Below are 17,141 nucleotides of genomic sequence, written 5' to 3'. Positions count from 1 at the left end.
GTCCGCGACGGGGTGTCACGCCGACGGCTGAACCCCGGCCCGCCCGGTGGAGGACGGGTCGGCGACACGCGCGACGATCTCCACGAGCAGGCGCTCCGCCCGCGCCGCCGGCAGCACCTCCATGAGCGCCATGAGGGGCGCGAGCCGGTCGGGCAGCACCGACCCGGACGACGACCCGGACGACCCGGCGCGCTCGTCCCCGCCGGCGCCGGGGGAGAGGACCGCGAGCAGCCCCGCCCAGAGCGCGTCGGACGACGGCGGCGTGCCGGGGTCCGCCGACGCGGCGAGAGCGCCGACCACCGCGGACACGTCCGGACGACCCGTGCCGCGCACCGCGTCCGCGCCCGCGACGAGCGCCGGGACGAGGCCGTCGAGGCCGGACGCCGTCACCGGGGTCACCGTGAGGTGCGTCGTGTGCGGCAGGCGCGTGCCGTCGTCCTGCACGAGCCCGGGCTGCGGCTGGAGCACCCAGCCGCGCGTGCGCACCTCGTCGGCCCACACGTGCGGGTCGACACGACGCGCGGGCGGCACGTCCTCGTCGGTCGCGACGGCGACCAGCGGGCCCGTCGGGTCGCCGACCACGCGCAGGCCCTCGATGCCCTCGACCGCCTCGTGCAGCGCCCGGGTGGCGCGCACGCACCGCGCCGTCAGCGCCGTGTACCCCGGGGTGCCGAGCGCCTGCGACACGGCCCACGCCGCCGCCAGGGGCGCGGCCGAGCGCGAGCCCGACATCCCGGCGTTCACCACCGGGTACCCCGGCCAGCCCGTCGTCGCGAAGAACTGGCGGCGCTGACGGTCGCGCCCGCGCACCAGCAGCACCGACGTGCCCTTGGGGGCGTAGCCGTACTTGTGGACGTCCGCGGAGATGCTCGTCACGCCCGGGACGGCGAAGTCGAACGGCGGCACCCCGCCGCCGCCCGCCGCCTCCCAGAACGGCAGCACCCACCCGCCCACGCACGCGTCGACGTGCACCGGCACCCCGCGCGCGGCCGCCAGGGCGGCGACCTCCGTCACGGGGTCCACGACCCCGTGCGGGTACGACGGCGCGGACACCACCACGAGCGCGACGTCACCCCCGTCCCCGGGCGCCGCGCCCGCGCGGTCGAGCTCGGCCGCGAACGCCGCCGGGTCCGGCAGACCCGACGCCGGGTCCACGGGCAGGGACGTGAGCTCGACGTCGAGGTACGCCGCCGCCTTGCGGAACGCCGCGTGCGCGCTCACCGGTGCCACGACCCGCGGCCGCACACCCGGACGCCGGGCCACGAACGCCTCGCGGGCGATCTTCACCGCGAGCAGGCAGCTCTCCGTCCCGCCCGACGTCACCGACCCCACCACCACGTCCGGGCCGTCCGCCGGCCCGTGCAGCATCTCGCGCGCGAACGCGACGAGCTCGCGCTCCATCACCGCGACGGACGTGAACGTCGTCGGGTCCAGCCCGTTGACCGGCTGCACCGCGCGCGCCGCCGCCGCCGCGAGCTCGTCCAGCTCCGCCACGTCCGGGTCGTACACGTACGACAGCACCCGCCCGCCGTGCGTCGGCGCGTCCGCCGCACGCAGGCGCGCCAGCCGGTCGAGGATGCCGTCGCTGCGCACGGGAACGGGCGGCACGGCCTCGGGAAGGTCAGTCGCGCGGTCGGCGGGCAGGGGCGGTTTCGTCACGGGGCAGCTCCGGTGCTGGGTCGTCGATGTCCCCCCTGCGCAGACCGTACCGCACCAGCGGGACGAGGCTCACGAGCACCAGGACCGCCGGGACCAGCGAGAACGACAGCGCGATGCCGTCGACCGCGCTCCCCGGCTGGGTCGCAGTCTCGCCCGCGCGCGTCGACACGTACCCCGTCACGCCGAGCACCACGGACAGCACCGCGGGACCCAGCGCCATCCCCGTCGTCTCGCCCGCCGTCCACACGCCGCTGAACGCCCCGCCCCGTCCGCCGGTGGTCCGCGCGTCGTGCGCGATGACGTCCGGCAGCATCGCCAGCGGCAGCGCCTGCATCCCCGCGTACGCGACCCCCGCGAGCGCCGTCGGCACGTACAGCCACGGACCCGGCGCCCACAGCATCGGCACCATGCCGAGCGCCGCCGCCGCGAACAGCACCGTCGCGACGACGAACCCGCGCTCCTTCCCGCGCCGCCGTGCGACCCGGGTCCACAGCGGCATGCACAGCAGGGCCGGTGCGATGAGCGCCGCGAAGAGGTAGCTCACGGCCGCCTCGTCGCGCAGCACGTACCGCGCGACGTAGGCCGCACCCGCCAGCATGAGCCCCGTCGCGACCGCCTGGAGGACGAACGTGCCGAGCAGCGCGCGGAACGGGCGCGAGCGCCGCAGCGTGTCGCCCGCCTCCCGGACCGCCGCGAGCCACGCGCCGCCCGACCCGTCCGGCGCGTCCGACCCGTCCGTCGCCGGAGCCGGTGCTGCCTTCGACGGCGCGACCCGTGTCGCCACGAGCATCCCCGCACCGATGACGACGCCGGACACCACCCCCATGACCAGGTACCCCGAGAGCGACTCGCCGTCACCGCGCAGCGCGGGCCCGCCCGCACCGAACAGCAGGATCGCGAACGCCAGCGCCGCCACCCGCCACGCGAGCAGCCGCGTCCGGCCGTCGTACGACGGGACGATCTCCGCGGGCAGCGCGATGTACGGCACCTGGAACAGGCTGAACGCCGTCGCCGCGAGGAGGAACGCGACCAGGACCCACAGCGCCGCCGCCGTCGGGCCCGCCGCCCCCGGCACCGCGAACGTCACGGTGAAGAACACCGGCAGCGCCAGCGCACCCACCGTCATGAGGCGCCGCCGCGACCCCCTCCGCGCCAGGTCACGGTCCGAGGCGCGCCCGATGAACGGGTCGATGACCACGTCCCACACCTTCGCTCCCGTGACGATCAGACCCGCCACCGCCGCCGGCACCGCGAGAGCGTCCGTGAGGTACACCAGGAGCACCAGGCCCGGCAGCGTCGCGAAGCCCCCCGTCCCCACCGACCCCGCGGCGTACCCCGCGATCGTGCGCCGGGTCAGGGACGGCGGCGCCGCGCGGTCGGCGTCCCGGTCGGCGTCGTGCGGGTCGGCGGTGGCTCTCGTCACAGCGCCAGCGTAGGCGGTACCGCCCCGTTCCCCGGCGCGCCCACGGGGAATACCCACGGCGCGCCGGTTGCTGCACCCGATGGAACCCCGACCCCCCAGGAGGACCCCCCATGGCCACGCAGACCCTCACCGAGTCGACCTTCGAGCAGACGATCACCGAGAACGACATCGTCCTCGTCGACTTCTGGGCCGACTGGTGCGGTCCGTGCAAGATGTTCGCCCCCGTCTTCGAGGCGTCGTCGGAGGAGAACCCCGACGTCGTGCACGGCAAGATCGACACCGAGGCCGAGCGCGGTCTCGCCGCCGCCGCGAACATCACGTCCATCCCCACGCTCATGGCGTTCCGCGAGGGCATCCTCGTCTTCTCGCAGCCCGGCGCCCTCCCCGCCCCCGCGCTCAAGCAGGTCGTCGACGCCGTGAAGGGCCTCGACATGGACGACGTGCGCCAGCAGATCGCCGCCGCGGGCGACGGGGAGGCGCAGGACGCCTGACGCTCGTCTCGGGTCGGCGGCACCGGTGCGCGCGTCGGGTCCGGTCAGGGTGCGGGACGGCGCGCGCGGTCGACCATCCGCCGCTCGTGCCTCGCGGCTCCCGCCAGACCCGCCACGACCGCGCGCGCCGTCCCGCACCCCGCCGTCGGCGGTCGGGTCAGTACCGCGACCGCACGCCCGGTCGCCCGAATGATCGGACCGACGAACGGCCCGGCACCTCCGCGAGGTGCCGGGCCGTCGTCGTGCCGGATCAGGTGAACGGGACGATGAGCGTGGCGTCGGGGCCCGTCGTGACGACGGGGCGTGCGGTGCCGAGCACGCTCCAGAGCTCGAGGCGGACGGTGCCGCCGTCGAGGTCGCCCAGGGTGCCCGACGTCGTCACGGGACGGCCGGTGCTCGTGTACGTTTCCGGGCCCGGGACCGGGTCCGTCGCGAAGTAGGCGTACGTCTCCGTGCGCTCCCACGTCCCGTCGCCCGTGAGGTCGTAGCTCACGCGCGCCTGGACGGCGAGACCCACCGTGGTGCCCGCGTCGACGGGCAGCGCGAACGCCGTCGCCCCGCCGTCGTACGACCCCGTGACACCCCGCACCGTGAGGACCGACGGGTCGTGCGGCGTCCCGTCTCGCGTGGCGCCGCCCGCGGACGCGAGCGTGAGCGTCCCCGCCGGTCCCGGTGCGGCGTCGAGCGTCCCCGCCGCGGTCACGTGCAGCACCGGGAAGAGCTCGCCCGGCGGGTCGGTGGGATCGGTCGGGTCAGTGGGATCGGTCGGGTCGGTCGGGTCGGTCGGGTCGGTCGGGTCGGTCGGGTCGGTCGGGTCGGTCGGGTCGGTCGGGTCGGTGGGCGTGCCCGGGCCGCCGACCGCGCTCCCGCCGCTCCAGGTCGTCGCGCCCGTCGTCGCGGTGGCGCCCGGAGCGACGTCGAGGGTCGTGCCGTCGGAGAACGTCACGGTGAGGTCCTGCGCGGACACGTTCGACGCCACGTAGGTCCGGGCGCCGTCGCGCACGAACGTCGCCGCGAGCGGGTGGTCCGCCGTGACGTCCGCGTCCACGGTCCCGAGACGGGCGAGGTTCGCGACCCAGTGGAACGTGTGGGCACGGGACTCGCCCTCCTCGGGCGTCGGGTAGCCCGCCCGGACGTGCGCGAGCGCGGCCTGCGGGTCGCCGAGCGCGAGGAAGTTCCACAGGATGTCCTGCCAGACCGTCGGCGGGCCACCGTTCACGCGCTCCAGGTGGGCGTACAGCTCCCGCACCCGCTCGGGGGAGTACCCGAGGTAGAGGTGGGAGCCCGTGATCGGGAGCGTGTTGATGCCCTGGATCATCTCCGCCTCGGCGCTGAACCATGTCGCGTACGCGCCGCCGTCGCCCCAGACCATCCCGACGGTCTCGTGCTCGAAGCCCTCCGGGAAGGTCGTGCCGTCCACGTCGAGCCAGTACTGGCGGATCGCCGCCGCCTGGGTCGTGTACAGGTAGATCCCGGCGTCGCGGACCTCCCGGTCGCCCGTCGCCTCGCCCCACTGCACCAGCGCGCCCGCGAAGTTCATGCCCTCGGACGACGACTCCTGGTTGTTCCCGGCCGCGAACGCGCCGTGGCCCGACGCCCAGTCGTGGCCCGCGTACACGTCGAAGTCGCGCAGGTACGGGAACCGGGTCTCGTCGCGGTCGTACCCGTTCGCGTCGCGGATCAGCAGGTCGACCATCCCGCCGTAGTCCTGCGCCCACTGCGGGTCGAACCTCGCGAGGGTCGCCGCCGCGGCGACGAAGTATCCGTAGTGGAAGTGGTGGTCGTTGAGCTCGCGGTCCGACCCGTAGGAGCCGGGGTACCCGATGAGCGTGCCCCACGCGTCGTCGTACGCGAACACGCGCGCCGCCTTCCCGGGGGCCGCGGTGAACCAGTCGGTGAGCACGCCGCGCACGGCGTCGAGCGCGGCGTCGCGCTGCCCCGTGCGGCCGAGCTGGTCCGCGATCTCCACGATCCGCGTCGCCCGGCCGAGGGCCTTGCCCGTCCAGTAGGTGTCGTCCCCGCGCTGGTCGAGCGGGTCGGCGGCGACGTCGTCGAGATACGCCTCGAGCTGCGCCCGGTCCGCGCCCGACGACGTCGCGACCGCGGGGACCTCCGGCAGCACGCCCCGGAACACGTCGCGCGTCGTGAACGCGTCGACCCCGGTGAGCACGGTGAGGTCGCCGCGCGCGGACGTGTACGTCGCGTCGAGCGGGTCGCGCGCCGGCGACGTGGACGCGAGGTGCGCCGCCTGGTGGGGGTACAGCGCCGCGACCGTGCCCGACGCCGCGGGCGTGCCGGGCCACGGCGTCGTCGCGAGCGCGTACGTCGTCGTGACGGTCGCCGTCGCCTCGTCGTAGGCGTGCTCCGCCGTCGTCCCCGTCACCGGGGCGTACGCGGCGGACGCGAAGACCTCGGCGAGATCCGCGCGCGCGGAGGGCGCGACGTCGGGCAGCACCGCGACCGAGAAGAACCCGTCACCGCCCAGCGGCGCGGTGAACGTCTGCCCCGAGCGCGACCACGACGACCCCGGCGGCGCGAACGCCACGTAGTCGTGCCCGTTCACCCGCAGGCCGAGCCGCGCGCCGTCGGACAGCCAGACCTCCGGTGCGGCGCTCGCGGTGAGCGTCGCGTCGCCGCCCGTCGCCTCGAACCACGCGAACGGCAGGCCGTGCCCGATCGTCGCGCGCAGGGTGCGCGCGCCGTCGTCCCACACCGGGCTGACCGTCCAGTCCGTCCAGTCGTCGACGGCCACGTGCGGCGCCGCGAGCCCGCTCACCCCGGCGCGCAGGTCCTCGACGTAGGGGTAGTGGTACTCGGAGACGCCCGTCCCGCTGCCGGAGATCGCGGGCGTCGTCGTGGACGAGATGCCGAGCCCCTGCGGACCGGGCTGGTACGACGCCGGGTGGGCGTGCAGCGGCGCGCTCCACGCGCAGTCCAGGCGCTTGTAGGCGAGGGACGTCCACCAGTCGTTCGTCGGCAGGGGGGTGCTCGGCGCGTTCTCGGTGACGAACGCGCGCGGGTCCGCCTCGACGGCCGCGCACCCCTCGGGCGTCGGGCCGACGGTGTCGGTCGTGTACGACCCCGCGCCCACGTCGACGGTGTCCGCCGTGGCCGCCGGGGCCTGGACGACGGCGAGCCCGCCCGCCGCGAGCGCGACCGCGAGGAGGGCCGCGGTCCGGCGTCGGCCGCGCCGGCGTGGACGGGTGGACAGGGCAGGGCGTGCGGTGTCGTCGGGCACGACGTCTCACCTCGGAGGGTCGGGCGCGGCACGTCGTCGTCCCGCGCGGGTCGCCCGGCGTCGTCGCCGGGCCAGGAGGCCCTGGGAGCGCTCCCACGTCCACGCTAGGCCGGTGTCGACCGCTCGCAAGCCGAAGGGAGGGTCGTGCACGAGGGTGCGCGAGGCGGGACTCGAACCCGCACGTCCGAGGACACCAGGACCTAAACCTGGCGCGGCTGCCAGTTACGCCACTCGCGCGCGGGGGTCAGTCTACGGCGCTCGGGCGACCGCTCACCGGCGACCGACGCACCCGCGGCCGAGCGATGCACGTCGACGTGCACCACTCGGCCGCAGGTGCAGCGGTCGCCCTACTTCGGGTCGATGCCGAGGTCGCGGCGCAGCTTCGCGACGTGGCCGGTCGCCTTGACGTTGTACTGGGCGAGCTGGACGGCGCCCTCGGGGTCCACGACGACGGTCGAGCGGATCACGCCGACGACGGTCTTGCCGTAGAGCTTCTTCTCGCCCCAGGCGCCGTACGCCTCCAGCACCGACTTGTCCACGTCGGAGACGAGAGGGAAGGTCAGGTGCTCGGCCTCGACGAACGCGGCGAGCTTGTCCACCGGGTCGGGCGAGACGCCGACGACGGCGTAGCCGGCGCCCTGGAGCGACGCGAGGCTGTCGCGGAAGTCGCACGCCTCGGTCGTGCACCCGGGCGTCCCGGCGGCGGGGTAGAAGTAGACGACGACGCGGGTGCCGCGCAGCTCCGAGAGCGTGACGGTCGAGCCGTCCGCGGCGGGCAGGGTGAAGTCGGGGGCGGCGTCGCCGACGGCGAGACGGGTGGACATGGAGCTCCTTCGGTCCGGGGCACGGGTGTGCTTCCGAGGGTAGGCGACACGGGTAGCGTTGCGACTGTGAGCAAGACGACGTCCCCCTCCGCCCGCCCGGCCGACCTGCCGATCCGGATGCTGCACGACCGCCTCCTCGTCGACCCGGAGACCGACGCGAGCGAGCGGCAGAGCGCGGCGGGCCTCGTCATCCCGGCGACGGCGGTCGGGCCGAAGCGTCTCGCGTGGGCCGTCGTCGTCGCCGCGGGGGAGCACGTGCGCCAGGTCGCGGTGGGGGACCGCGTGCTGTTCGACCCCGACGAGCGCGCCGAGGTGGAGCTCGGCGGCAAGGACCTCGTGCTGCTGCGCGAGCGCGACGTGCACGCCGTCTCCCAGGAGGTCGACGAGGGCGGCCCGACGGGCCTCTATCTCTGACGTCGTCCCGGGCGCGGGACCTGTCGTGCACGTCACAGGTCGCCGTCCCGTGAGGATTTCCGGCGCGGTCACGCGGCTGCTAGTGTTTTCTCTCGCGCGCCATTAGCTCAACTGGCAGAGCAGCTGACTCTTAATCAGCGGGTTCGGGGTTCGAGTCCCTGATGGCGCACCATCGACGACCAGGCCGTCCACCGTTCGTGGGCGGCCTGAATCGTGGGTCAGGACCTGTCCCACGGCGTCGAGCACGGGAGCGTGCGGCTGGTACCGTTCCTCCCGCGCGCCATTAGCTCAACTGGCAGAGCAGCTGACTCTTAATCAGCGGGTTCGGGGTTCGAGTCCCTGATGGCGCACCCCTCGGGCACCTGCCCGGTCGAGGCCGTCCACCGTCCCACGGTGGGCGGCTTTCGTCGTCCCCGCACGCGCCGCCGACCCTTTCCCTCCCGTTCGTCCCGGCTCGTCCGGCTGTTCACCCGCGCGCGGAAGGGTCCGGTGCGGGTGCGGTCGCCCCGGGCGACGGTGGTCGCCGTGCCCTTCGCCTGCCGACCACGAGAGGACACGACGATGCACGCCCACGTGCACACGCACCGCACCCGCAGGAGACGCCCCGCGCTCGCCGCCGCCCTGGCGGCCGGCCTCGCCGCCGGCGTTCTGGTGCCCGCCGCCGCGACCGCGGCACCCGCCGACCCCGACCGGTCCGCGCACGCCGCGGCGGACGGCCCCGAGGAGCCGAGCGGGACGCCCGAGCTCCACCCGACCGCCGGGAGCTACCTCGACGGGACGGTCACCGTGACCGCGCAGCCCGTCCAGCCGGGCGACGCGGTCGCCGAGCTCGCCGTCGACGGCGCGCCGCTCGACGCCGACCCGGTACCCGCGACCGCACGGCTGCTGTTCGACGTCGGCAGCAACTCGATCGAGGCGCGCTACGGCAGCTACGTGCTCGTCAACGGCGAGCGCGTCGACCTCGACCGCGACATGGTGTCCGAGCGCGTCGTGCTCGACGTCCCCGCCGACTGGCTCGTCGAGGGCGCCAACGACGTGCGGTTCGTCGTCGGGACGTACCCCACCTCGTGCGGGGACAACTACGACGACTACGACCTCACGGACGTCTCGCTGGAGCTGCTCGGCGAGGTCGCCGACGGCGGCGCCAACAGGTTCTCCTACTCGTTCGGCGACGGGTCGTGCGGCACGAACACGGGCCGGGTGCGCAGCGCCGACCTCACGTTCGACCTCGCGCAGGACCCCCGGGCCACGACCGGCCTCACGGCGGAGCTGGACACGACGACCCTCGAGAACGGCGCGCACACGCTGAGCGCGACGACGACGGCCGGGCTGTCGGCGACGAGCGCCGTGACCGTGAACAACTCCGCGCCCGGCGCGCCTGCGATCACCCCCGCCGACGGGGCGCTCCTCACCGGGCGCCAGACGATCCTCGCGACACCGCCCGAGGGCGGGGACGCGCCGTCGGGCATCGAGGTCGACGGCACGCCGCTGAGCGCCGTCGAGACCCTCGGTGGCGGGACCTCGGCGTTCGTCTTCACCGTGGGCTCGAACTCCATCGAGGCGCGCTACGTCAACCACCTGCTCGTCAACGGGCAGCGGATCGACCTCGTGGACCGCGACTACGTGAGCGAGACGGTACGGGTCGACGTCCCCAACGGGTACCTCGTCCCGGGTCGCAACGCGATCACCTTCGTGGCGGGGACGTTCCCGACGTCGTGCGGTGACAACCGCGACGACTTCGCCATCTCGGGGATCGGCCTCGAGCCGAGCCACGGCACGGCCACCGGGATCGGGATCGCGCCGTCGTACTCCATGGGCGACGGCAACTGCGGCTCGAGCAGCAAGCCGACCGAGGTCGACCTGCCGTTCGACGTCGTGCTCGACGACGACGCGCCCGCCCACGGTCTGCGCGCCGACCTCGACACCGCGACGCTCGCCGACGGGGAGCACGTCATCACGTCCGCGACGGCGGCGGGCGCGGCCGCGCGCCGCACCGTGACGACGGACAACACCGGCCCCGCGGTCGTGGCGAGCACGCCCGCTGCCGGTGCCGTGCTGGAGGTCGCGACGGCCCTCGCGGTCGAGGTCGAGGACCCCGCGGGCGTGCTCGACGGCCCGCACGTCACGCTCGACGGCGAGACGGTGGAGCCGGGCGCGCCCGTCGGCCCGGGCCTCGAGGCCGGGGACCACGCGCTCGTCGTCACCGCGACGGACGTGCTCGGCAACGAGAGCACGCACGAGGTCGCCTTCACGAGCCTCGGCATCCCCGACGTCCCGACGGACCTCACGCCCGAGGCCGGCACCACCGGCGTCGAGGGATCCGTCGAGCTGGGCGCCCGCGTGGCCGTCCCGGGCGGCGGCGACGTGACCGCGACGTTCTCCCGGGCCGCGACCGCCACCCCCGTCCTCGCGGCGCAGGGCGAGACGTCCACCCTCCCCGCCTCCCTGCAGGTCGAGGGCGAGGAGCCGGCCGCCGTCGACGCCCTCGTCCCGGGCGACGACGCACGGCTCGACTCCCCGCGGTCGCGCGACGTCGCGTACCAGCGGTTCGAGATCGCCGCCGAGGGCGACGTGTCGGGCCAGGTCGTGCGCTGGGACGGCGTCGTCGACCCGCAGCGCCTGGCGACCCTCCACGTGTGGGACGGCGCGGCCTGGACGCCCCTCGCCTCCGCGCGCGGGGCCGTCGAGGGCGCCACCGAGCTCTCCGCGGTCCTCGGGTCGGGGCACGCGCACGAGGGGACGGTCCACGTCCTCGTCACCGCCACCGACCCGTTCGCCGACGACATCGGCGCGGGCGGGTCGACGCAGGAGACGTCGTTCGCCGACCGTGACGGGATCGACTTCTCCCTCGTGCACCTCACGGACACGCAGTACCTGTCCGAGGGCGCGGTCGAGCAGGAGACGGCCGAGGAGCGCGCCGTGTGGCGCCAGGCCTACACCGACGTCACGCAGTGGGTCGCCGACAACGCCGACGACCGCAAGATCGCGTACATGGCCCACACGGGCGACATCATGGAGAACTACACGCGCGTCCCCGCCGACGAGGCGATGGCCGCCCAGGTGCGCGGCGAGTACGAGGTGTCGTCGGCCGCGCAGCGCATCGTCGACGAGGCGGGCATCCCCAACGGCGTGCTCGCGGGCAACCACGACAACCTCACGGGCCAGGACAACGGCCCCGGGGCGCTGTTCAACGAGTTCTACGGCCCGGACCGCTACGAGGCGCTGTCCGCCGGCTGGCGGGACGCGTCGTACGGCGGGCCGTGGCGCGAGGGCGACAACCAGAACCACTACGACCTCTTCACGGCCGGCGGCCTGGACTTCGTCGCGGTGTACCTCTCGTACGGCGTGACGGACGAGGAGGCGGCCTGGGCGGACGGCGTCCTGGAGCAGTTCGCGGACCGCAACGCCGTCGTCCTCACCCACGACTACCTCGTGCCGAGCCCGAGCCCCGACGGTCGCGGGTCCGAGATCTCCACCCCCGACGGGCTGCTCGTGCACCGCAAGGTCGTCGAGCCGAACGAGAACGTGTTCCTCGTCCTCGCCGGCCACCGCCACGGCGTCGGCATCAACGTCCGTCAGGACGTCGGCACCGAGGGCAGCGGTGTCGTCGAGCTCCTCGCCGACTACCAGTTCTACGAGGTCACCGCGCAGGAGGCCGGGCTGACGGAGGTCGGCGGGTACACGCCGGAGGAGGGCCTGCGGCTGGGGGCGAGCTTCTTCCGCCTGCTGCAGTTCGACGTCGACCGGTCCGAGATGATCGTCGACACCTACTCCCCGTGGCTCGAGAACTTCGGCGCGACCGAGTACGACGACGAGCTGCGCTACGACGGCCGCGAGGACGACTTCACCGTCCCCGTCGACCTGACGAGCCGCACCACGACGCTGTCCACGGACGCGGTGCAGCTCTTCGCGCAGGCCGAGGAGGTCGGCTCGGCGACGGTCGCGTCCGGCGAGGTAGCGACGGTCACGTGGGACGGCCTCGAGCCGGGCACGCGGTACGCGTGGTCGGTGACGGCGACGAGCGCCGACGGCGGGCGCGCCGTCTCGCCGGTGCAGTCCTTCACGACCGCGCCCACGACCGACGGCCTGGTGGTCTCCACCACGGCCCGTGCCCAGTGCATGGCCGGTCGCGCTGTCGTCGCCGTGCGCGCGACGAACGACGACACCGTGCCCGTCGACGTCACGCTGACGACGCCGTTCGGCACGCGCACGGTCCCCGGCGTGCAGCCGGGCGCCTCGGCGTACCAGGCGTTCGCCGTGCGGTCCGCGTCGGTCGAGGCCGGCACGGCCCAGGTCGCGGCCGTCGGCGACGGCCGGTCGGTCGCGGTCGACGTCGCGTACGACGCCACGTCCTGCGGCTGACCCCGAGACCGTCGCCCGCCGGGTGACGGACCGCAGACGGGCGGCCCGCGGACCACGGGTCCGCGGGCCGTCCCGCGTGCGGGGCGCCGTACCCTGGTGCGGTGCCCGAGCCCACTCCCGACTCCCTCGCCGAGCCCACGTCCCTGTCCGACTCCGGGACGCCGGCCGACCCGGGGACACCGGTCGACGACCGGCCGCGCTACCGGACGCAGCCCGTGTCGTTCGTGCGCCGCAGCGGCCGGCTCGCCCGGCGCCAGCAGCGCGCGTGGGACGCGCACCGCGACGAGTTCGTCGTGGACGTGCCGCGCGACGTCGCGCGCACGTCCGTCGACCCGGGGTTCGTGCTCGACCCGGCGGCGGTCTTCGGGCGCCAGGCCCGCCTCGTCGTCGAGATCGGCTCCGGGCAGGGCGAGGCGGTCGTCGCGGCCGCCGAGGCCGACCCGGCGACGGACTTCCTCGCGGTCGAGGTGTACGCGCCCGGCCTGGCGCAGACGGTGCTGCGCGCGTCGCAGCGCGGCCTGACCAACGTGCGGCTCGTCCAGGCGAACGCCGCCGAGCTGCTGGCCACGACGCTCCCGCAGGGCAGCGTCGACGAGCTGTGGGTCTTCTTCCCCGACCCCTGGCACAAGTCGCGCCACCACAAGCGGCGCCTCGTGGCGCCGTCGTTCGTGCCGCTCGTCGAGCGGGTGCTGCGCGCGCCGGGGGCAGGCGCCGGATCGGACGGCGGTCCTGCCGATGCGACTGTCGGCGGGGCGGACGCGGGCACCCTGCGCCTCGCGACCGACTGGGCGGAGTACGCCGAGCAGATGCTCGAGGTGCTCGACGCCGCACCCGGCCTGCGCAACGTGCACGGTCCCGGGGGGACCGCGCCGCGGTTCGCGGGGCGGGTGCTCACGGGGTTCGAGCGCAAGGGCGAGGCCGCGGGGCGCGTCATCACGGACCTGGAGTACGTGCGCGCTTGACGCGCTCGCGGCACGCCGACGACGGGTGTTGCGGACAGAAGTGACCTACGGCACATTGTGCCGGGGGTGAGAACGTCGCCCCGAGCACGCGATGGTGCGTGGTGGTCGGCGTCACCCGTGTCGTCACCGGTGTCGTCGCGTGCTCCCCGTGACCCGACGGAGGCGTCATGACCGACGTACCGGCCGCACCCTCACCGGTGCCCGCCGCAGAGACCGACTACCAGCGCGTGCAGCGTTCGCCCGAGTTCCAGGACCTGCGCCGGCGCTTCCGGAACTTCGTGTTCCCCATGACGGCGCTGTTCCTCGTCTGGTACTTCGTGTACGTGCTCCTCGCGACGTACGCGCACGACCTCATGAGCACCCGCGTCTGGGGCAACATCACCGTCGGCCTGCTCCTCGGGCTCGGCCAGTTCGTGTCCACCTTCGCGATCACGATGATCTACGCCCGCTGGGCCAACAAGAGGTTCGACGCCGCCGCCGACGAGCTGCGCCGCGAGATCGAGGAGGACGAGCTGTGAGCACCCGCCTCCTGGCCGCCACGGCGACCGACGTCGGGAACCCCGTCGTCAACGTCTCGATCTTCGCCGCGTTCGTCGCCGTGACGCTCGTCATCGTGCTGCGCGCCTCGCGCCAGAACAAGTCCGCGGCGGACTACTACGCCGGCGGCCGTAGCTTCACCGGCCCGCAGAACGGCACCGCCATCGCGGGCGACTACCTGTCGGCCGCGAGCTTCCTCGGCATCTGCGGCGCCATCGCGATCAACGGCTACGACGGGTTCCTCTACTCGATCGGCTTCCTCGTCGCGTGGCTCGTCGCGCTGCTGCTCGTCGCCGAGCTCCTGCGCAACACCGGCAAGTTCACGATGGCCGACGTCCTGTCGTTCCGGCTCAAGCAGCGCCCCGTGCGCATGGCCGCCGCCCTCGCCACGCTCGCCGTCGTGTTCTTCTACCTCCTCGCCCAGATGGCCGGGGCCGGCGGGCTCGTCGCGCTCCTCCTCGGGATCGACTCCACCGCGGGCCAGAGCGTCGTCGTCGCGGTGGTCGGCGCGCTGATGATCCTCTACGTCCTCGTCGGAGGCATGAAGGGCACCACGTGGGTGCAGATCATCAAGGCCGTGCTGCTCATCGCCGGTGCGGGCGTCATGACGATCTGGGTGCTCGCGCAGTTCGGGTTCAACCTGTCCGACCTCCTGCAGGGCGCGATCGACGCGGCCGGCCCCGGCGGCGAGGCCGTCGTCGAGCCGGGCAAGCAGTACGGGCTCAGCGGCACGACGCAGCTCGACTTCGTCTCCCTCGCGCTCGCGCTCGTCCTCGGCACGGCCGGGCTGCCGCACGTCCTCATGCGCTTCTACACCGTGCCGTCGGCCAAGGAGGCGCGTCGCTCGGTCGTCTGGGCGATCTGGCTCATCGGCATCTTCTACCTGTTCACGCTCGTGCTCGGGTACGGCGCAGGGGCGCTCGTCGGGCCGGAGGAGATCAGCGCCGCACCCGGCGGCGTGAACTCCGCGGCGCCGCTCCTCGCGTTCGCGCTCGGCGGGGAGATCCTGCTCGGCTTCATCTCGGCCGTGGCGTTCGCGACGATCCTCGCGGTCGTCGCCGGACTGACGATCACGGCCGCGGCGAGCTTCGCGCACGACATCTACGCCAACGTCATCAAGAAGGGCGAGGTGAAGCCCGACGGCGAAGTGCGCGTCGCGCGCATCACCGTCGTCGTCATCGGCGTGCTCGCGATCCTCGGCGGCATCTTCGCGCAGGGGCAGAACGTCGCCTTCCTCGTCGCGCTGGCGTTCGCCGTCGCGGCGAGCGCGAACCTGCCCACGATCCTCTACTCGCTGTTCTGGAAGCGGTTCAACACGTCCGGCGCCCTGTGGAGCATGTACGGCGGTCTGATCTCGTGCGTCGTGCTCATCGCGTTCTCGCCCGTCGTCTCGGGCAAGGTCGACCCGGTCACCGGCGCGAGCCTGTCGATGATCAAGAACACCGACGTCGACTTCGCGATCTTCCCGCTGAGCAACCCCGGCATCGTGTCCATCCCGCTCGCGTTCCTCCTGGGGATCCTCGGGACGTACCTGAGCAAGGAGAAGCCGCACCCGGAGAAGTTCGCCGAGATGGAGGTGCGCTCCCTCACGGGGGCCGGTGCGGAGAAGGCCACCGCGCACTGAGCCGCCACGGCGCCCGCCGCTGAGCGACCGGCGGCGGACCGCGTGAGGATGGGTCCATGACCAGCGACCCGCAGGACACGACCGAGACCTTCGACGTCATCGTCATCGGCGGCGGGCCCGTCGGCGAGAACGCGGCGGACCGGGCCGGGCGCACCGGCCTGTCCGTCGCGCTCGTCGAGGCCGAGCTGCTCGGTGGCGAGTGCTCGTACTGGGCGTGCATGCCGTCCAAGACCCTGCTGCGAGCCGGTGCGGTCCGCGCCGAGGTGGCCGGGGTCCCCGGGGTGGCCGACCCGGGGGAGCCCGACGTCGCCGCCGTGCTCGCGTGGCGCGACTCGATGGTGTCCGACTGGGACGACTCCGGTCAGGTCGCGTGGGTCGAGAGCGCGGGGATCACGCTCGTGCGCGGCCTCGGGCGGATCGTCGGCGAGCGCCGCGTCGAGGTGGTCCCCGAGGACCGGGACGCCGACGTCGACGACCTGCCCCCCGCCCGCGTGCTCGTGGCCCGGCACGCCGTCGTCGCCGCGACCGGCAGCGTGCCCGTCCTGCCCGACGTCCCCGGCCTCGCGGACGCGAACCCGTGGACGAGCCGCGAGGCGACGGCCGTCGAGGACGTCCCGGAGACGCTCGCGATCGTCGGCGGCGGGGTCGTCGCCTGCGAGATGGCGTTCGCCCTCACGGACCTGGGCGCGCGCGTCACCCTCCTCGCCCGCGGGGGCCTGCTGGAGCGCACCGAGCCGTGGGCGGGGGAGGCGGTCGCGGCGTCCCTGCGCGACCTCGGCGTGGACGTCCGCCTCGGCGTCTCCACCACCGCGGTCGAGGCCCTGCCCGACGGCGGGTCGCGCCTCTCCCTGGAAGCCTCCGGGCGTGGTGGGGACGACGGGCCCGACGTCACCCCCGTCGAGACCGAGCGCGTCCTCGTCGCGACCGGCAGGGCACCGCGCACGCAGGACCTCGGCGTCGACGTGCTCGGCCTCCGGCCCGGACGAGGGCTCGACGTCGACGACACGATGCTCGTGCGCGGCGTCGACGGCGGGTGGCTGTACGCCGTCGGCGACGTCACCGGGCGCGTCGCCACCACCCACCAGGGCAAGTACCAGGGACGCGTCGCCGGCGACGTCGTCGCCGCACGCTTCGGCGACCCCGCGACCGAGGACGCCCCCACGACCGGTCAGACGCCCCCGCGGACCGGCCAGGACCCCGAGCCGTGGTCGCGCTACGCCGCGACCGCCGACCACGTCGCGTCACCCCAGGTCGTCTTCACCCGCCCCGAGGTCGCCGCCGTCGGCCACACCGAGCAGTCCGCGCGCGACGCCGGTCTCGACGTGCGCGTCGTGCGGTACGACCTCGCGAACGTCGCCGGGTCGTCCGTGCGGTCGACCGACTACGCCGGGACCGCACAGCTCGTCGTCGACGCCGCCCGCGAGGTCGTCGTCGGCGCCACGTTCGTCGGCCCGGACGCCGCCGAGATGCTCCACGCCGCGACCGTCGCCATCGTCGGGGAGGTGCCCCTCGGGCGGCTCTGGCACGCCGTCCCGTCCTACCCGACGGTGAGCGAGGTCTGGCTGCGCTTCCTCGAGGAGTACGGGCTGTGAGGCGCGCCCCCGCCG

General features: G+C 74.4%; 11 protein-coding genes and 3 tRNA genes. 9 read left to right on the top strand and 5 right to left on the bottom strand.

What is annotated here, in order from left to right; translation table 11 throughout:
- Positions 1–15 precede the first annotated feature (15 nt).
- Positions 16–1,659, bottom strand: coding sequence for a pyridoxal phosphate-dependent decarboxylase family protein (locus tag LGQ04_RS07595; RefSeq protein WP_308016376.1), 1,644 nt, complete (start codon positions 1,657–1,659; stop codon positions 16–18).
- Positions 1,622–3,082: an MFS transporter gene (locus LGQ04_RS07590; RefSeq protein WP_308016375.1), complete on the bottom strand. Its 1,461-nt coding sequence runs from the start codon at positions 3,080–3,082 to the stop codon at positions 1,622–1,624. Before LGQ04_RS07590 ends, LGQ04_RS07595 begins: the two co-directional genes overlap by 38 nt.
- A 110-nt stretch (positions 3,083–3,192) precedes the next feature.
- On the opposite strand from LGQ04_RS07590, the gene trxA reads away from it, so the two are divergent.
- Positions 3,193–3,573: a thioredoxin gene (gene trxA / locus LGQ04_RS07585; protein WP_229243102.1), complete on the top strand. Its 381-nt coding sequence runs from the start codon at positions 3,193–3,195 to the stop codon at positions 3,571–3,573.
- 250 nt (positions 3,574–3,823) lie between these two features.
- Here the strand turns inward: trxA and LGQ04_RS07580 are convergent, their stop codons facing one another.
- The 3 genes from LGQ04_RS07580 to bcp all read right to left on the bottom strand — a co-directional run bounded on the left by LGQ04_RS07580 (position 3,824) and on the right by bcp (position 7,635).
- A complete protein-coding gene (locus tag LGQ04_RS07580; protein ID WP_229243101.1) occupies positions 3,824–6,811 on the bottom strand; it encodes a glycosyl hydrolase in 2,988 nt (995 codons plus the stop codon).
- A 155-nt stretch (positions 6,812–6,966) separates the two neighbouring features.
- Positions 6,967–7,048 (bottom strand) — tRNA-Leu (locus LGQ04_RS07575).
- A 110-nt stretch (positions 7,049–7,158) separates the two neighbouring features.
- Positions 7,159–7,635: a thioredoxin-dependent thiol peroxidase gene (gene bcp, locus LGQ04_RS07570; RefSeq protein WP_229243100.1), complete on the bottom strand. Its 477-nt coding sequence runs from the start codon at positions 7,633–7,635 to the stop codon at positions 7,159–7,161.
- 117 nt (positions 7,636–7,752) lie between these two features.
- Between bcp and LGQ04_RS07565 the strand changes: the two genes are divergently transcribed.
- The 8 genes from LGQ04_RS07565 (at position 7,753) to LGQ04_RS07530 (ending at position 17,126) form a co-directional block, all read left to right on the top strand.
- Positions 7,753–8,049, top strand: a complete 297-nt coding sequence (locus LGQ04_RS07565; protein WP_229243503.1) for a GroES family chaperonin — start codon at positions 7,753–7,755, stop codon at positions 8,047–8,049.
- A gap of 96 nt (positions 8,050–8,145) precedes the next feature.
- A tRNA-Lys gene (locus tag LGQ04_RS07560) sits at positions 8,146–8,221 on the top strand.
- A 105-nt stretch (positions 8,222–8,326) separates the two neighbouring features.
- Positions 8,327–8,399, top strand: a tRNA-Lys gene (locus tag LGQ04_RS07555).
- A 211-nt stretch (positions 8,400–8,610) separates the two neighbouring features.
- Positions 8,611–12,411, top strand: coding sequence for a metallophosphoesterase (locus LGQ04_RS07550; RefSeq protein WP_229243099.1), 3,801 nt, complete (start codon positions 8,611–8,613; stop codon positions 12,409–12,411).
- 101 nt (positions 12,412–12,512) lie between these two features.
- Positions 12,513–13,373 carry a tRNA (guanine(46)-N(7))-methyltransferase TrmB gene (trmB, locus tag LGQ04_RS07545; protein ID WP_372470006.1) on the top strand — a complete coding sequence of 287 codons (861 nt, stop codon included), beginning with the start codon at positions 12,513–12,515 and terminating at the stop codon, positions 13,371–13,373.
- Between the two features lie 167 nt (positions 13,374–13,540).
- A complete protein-coding gene (locus LGQ04_RS07540) occupies positions 13,541–13,891 on the top strand; it encodes a DUF485 domain-containing protein (RefSeq protein ID WP_229243098.1) in 351 nt (116 codons plus the stop codon).
- Entirely contained in the window at positions 13,888–15,534 is a 1,647-nt protein-coding gene (locus tag LGQ04_RS07535; protein WP_229243097.1) for a monocarboxylic acid transporter, read from the top strand. The genes LGQ04_RS07540 and LGQ04_RS07535 overlap by 4 nt, the downstream gene beginning before the upstream one ends.
- Before the next feature lie 56 nt (positions 15,535–15,590).
- Complete coding sequence (locus LGQ04_RS07530) at positions 15,591–17,126, top strand: dihydrolipoyl dehydrogenase family protein (RefSeq protein ID WP_229243096.1); 1,536 nt, start codon at positions 15,591–15,593, stop codon at positions 17,124–17,126.
- Positions 17,127–17,141: the final 15 nt, after the last annotated feature.

Source organism: Cellulosimicrobium marinum (assembly GCF_020551945.1).
Taxonomy (GTDB): domain Bacteria; phylum Actinomycetota; class Actinomycetes; order Actinomycetales; family Cellulomonadaceae; genus Cellulosimicrobium; species Cellulosimicrobium marinum.
This window is presented reverse-complemented; position numbering and strand designations above follow the sequence as displayed.